Below are 2,293 nucleotides of genomic sequence, written 5' to 3'. Positions count from 1 at the left end.
CTACGCGTAGCGTCTCGTAGAGAAGCGTCTACGTTAAAAAAATTAACTATGACAACAGAGTTTTAGCCTTAACCCAAGCGTATTGGTTTATAACCCAATACGCTTGGGTTAGGGGTTACTGGTGTAAATAATTGGTCTTTCAAGACGCTGCAATACGCGATAAATCGCGTCTCTACATCTGGGCTTTGTCGCTAATTCTGAACTGTATTGCTTTATAACCGTTCCACAAGTTCTAGTCTTTCTAGGTAAATCCTTTAACCATCTATGTTTGAGGATTTTCGGAAATTGCGTAGGTGTTGGTGTAGCCTATCCAAGAGTTGCTCGTCGTAGACATCGCACTCCTCACACTGATTGAGCAATTTCTCTAAAAACAGGAATAATCGCCCTAACAAGATATTGCTTTGTCTAAATCAGTCATAGTAGAAGTTACAGCTAGTGGATATAGAAGCTCCTCTAATGTGTTATCACGACTGGTTTAGTTTGACATGAACTCAACTAGCAACGAAAATCAAGGTTTATAAACATCAAATATGAACGTTTTACTTCTATACCCCCGCTTTCCAAAAAGTTTTTGGTCTTTTGAAAAAACACTGGCTTTATTAGACCGTAAAGCAATGCTACCGCCTTTAGGCTTAGTGACTGTAGCGGCGATTTTACCGCAAGAATGGAATTTCAAGCTAGTAGATCGAAATGTTCGCGTCTGTACAGAAGCAGAATGGGCTTGGGCAGATTTGGTTATTATGTCGGCGATGATTGTGCAAAAAGAGGATTTGCTCTCTCAAATATTAGAAGCAAAACAGAGAGGTAAACTAGTCGCTGTGGGTGGGCCCTTCCCGACAGCGCTACCGAATGAAATGACATCCGCCGGCGCAGATTATTTGATATTAGACGAGGGGGAAATTACCCTACCTTTATTTGTAGCAGCGATCGCACGGGGCGATCGCACAGGCATTTTTCGTTCTGGTGGGGAAAAACCAGATGTCACCAACACTCCAACACCTCGCTTTGACTTGCTAGAGTTTGAAGCTTATGCAGAGATGTCGGTGCAATTTTCCCGTGGATGCCCCTTTCAATGTGAATTTTGCGACATTATTGTGCTATACGGTCGCAAACCCCGCACCAAAAACCCAGAGCAACTCTTAGCAGAACTTGATTGTCTCTACAAACTGGGTTGGCGGCGCAGTATTTTTATGGTGGATGACAACTTCATTGGCAATAAGCGGAACGTCAAATTATTTCTGAAGTCCCTTCTACCCTGGATGGTGGAACATAACTATCCTTTTTCCTTTGCCACAGAGGCTTCAGTTGATTTAGCCCAAGATCAAGAACTGATGGATTTGATGGTAGTGTGTAATTTCGGAGCCGTTTTTCTGGGAATTGAAACCCCCGACGAAGAAAGTCTTACTTTCACACAGAAATATCAGAATACCAGAGACTCACTCAGTGACGCGGTGAATAAAATTACCCGCTCCGGGCTGCGAGTCATGGCAGGGTTTATCATTGGGTTTGATGGCGAGAAAGTAGGAGCCGGCGCCCGAATTGTCAAGTTTGTCGAGCAAACAGCAATTCCCACAGCCTTATTTAGTATGTTGCAAGCCCTTCCAGATACAGCTCTTTGGCATAGATTAGAAAAGGAAGGACGACTCCGCAATAAATCAGCCAACATCAACCAAACCACGTTGATGAACTTTGTCCCAACTCGACCTTTAGAAGACATCGCTCGTGAATATGTGCAGGCTTTCTGTGATTTGTATGAGCCAGAGCGGTTTTTGGAGCGTACATACAAACACTTCCGGCTTTTGGGCGAAGCAACCTACCCGAAAAAAGGCAAAGCTGCCAAGAAACCATTGAACTGGAAAGTACTCCGAGCATTTCTGATTATTTGCTGGCGTCAAGGTGTACGTCGTCAGACGCGCTGGCAATTCTGGCGCAATTTATGGAACATGTATCAACATAATCCGGGTGGGGTGAGTAGCTATTTAGCTGTTTGTGCCCAAATTGAGCATTTCTTGGAATATCGCCAAATTGTTCGGGATGAAATTGAGGCGCAAGTGGCTGAATTTCTAGAAGCAGAAGCTAGGGTAAAACCGGAAGCAGAAGTGATGGAAGTATTAACTCATAGTAGTTAAAGCAAGGGTTTAAGACCTCTACTGAATGCCTCTTTCAGCTTTCCCAATCATACCAGGAGATAATCATTAGACCTCTTGCAAAAGTCCCTAACACCCCACCCCCAACCCCTGCTACGGTGTATACACAAGTCTTTGAGAGTTGCCTCACAGCGTTTAGATCCCCC

1 protein-coding gene is annotated in these 2,293 nt (G+C 44.1%); it reads left to right on the top strand.

Annotation, left to right across the window (positions count from 1 at the left end):
• Nucleotides 1-530 precede the first annotated feature (530 nt).
• The gene (locus ACM0OX_RS35455) at nt 531-2,129 is read left to right on the top strand and encodes a B12-binding domain-containing radical SAM protein (RefSeq protein ID WP_414519866.1); all 1,599 of its coding nucleotides are present in this window, start codon (nt 531-533) and stop codon (nt 2,127-2,129) included.
• Nucleotides 2,130-2,293: the final 164 nt, after the last annotated feature.

Source organism: Nostoc sp. PCC 9305 (genome assembly GCF_963920915.1).
In the GTDB taxonomy this organism is placed as follows: Bacteria; Cyanobacteriota; Cyanobacteriia; order Cyanobacteriales; family Nostocaceae; genus Nostoc.
This window is presented reverse-complemented; position numbering and strand designations above follow the sequence as displayed.

Excerpts from the sequence above, each read along its gene's own strand:
- ACM0OX_RS35455 (WP_414519866.1), top strand. The coding sequence starts at position 531 with ATGAACGTTTTACTTCTATACCCCCGCTTTCCAAAAAGTTTTTGGTCT.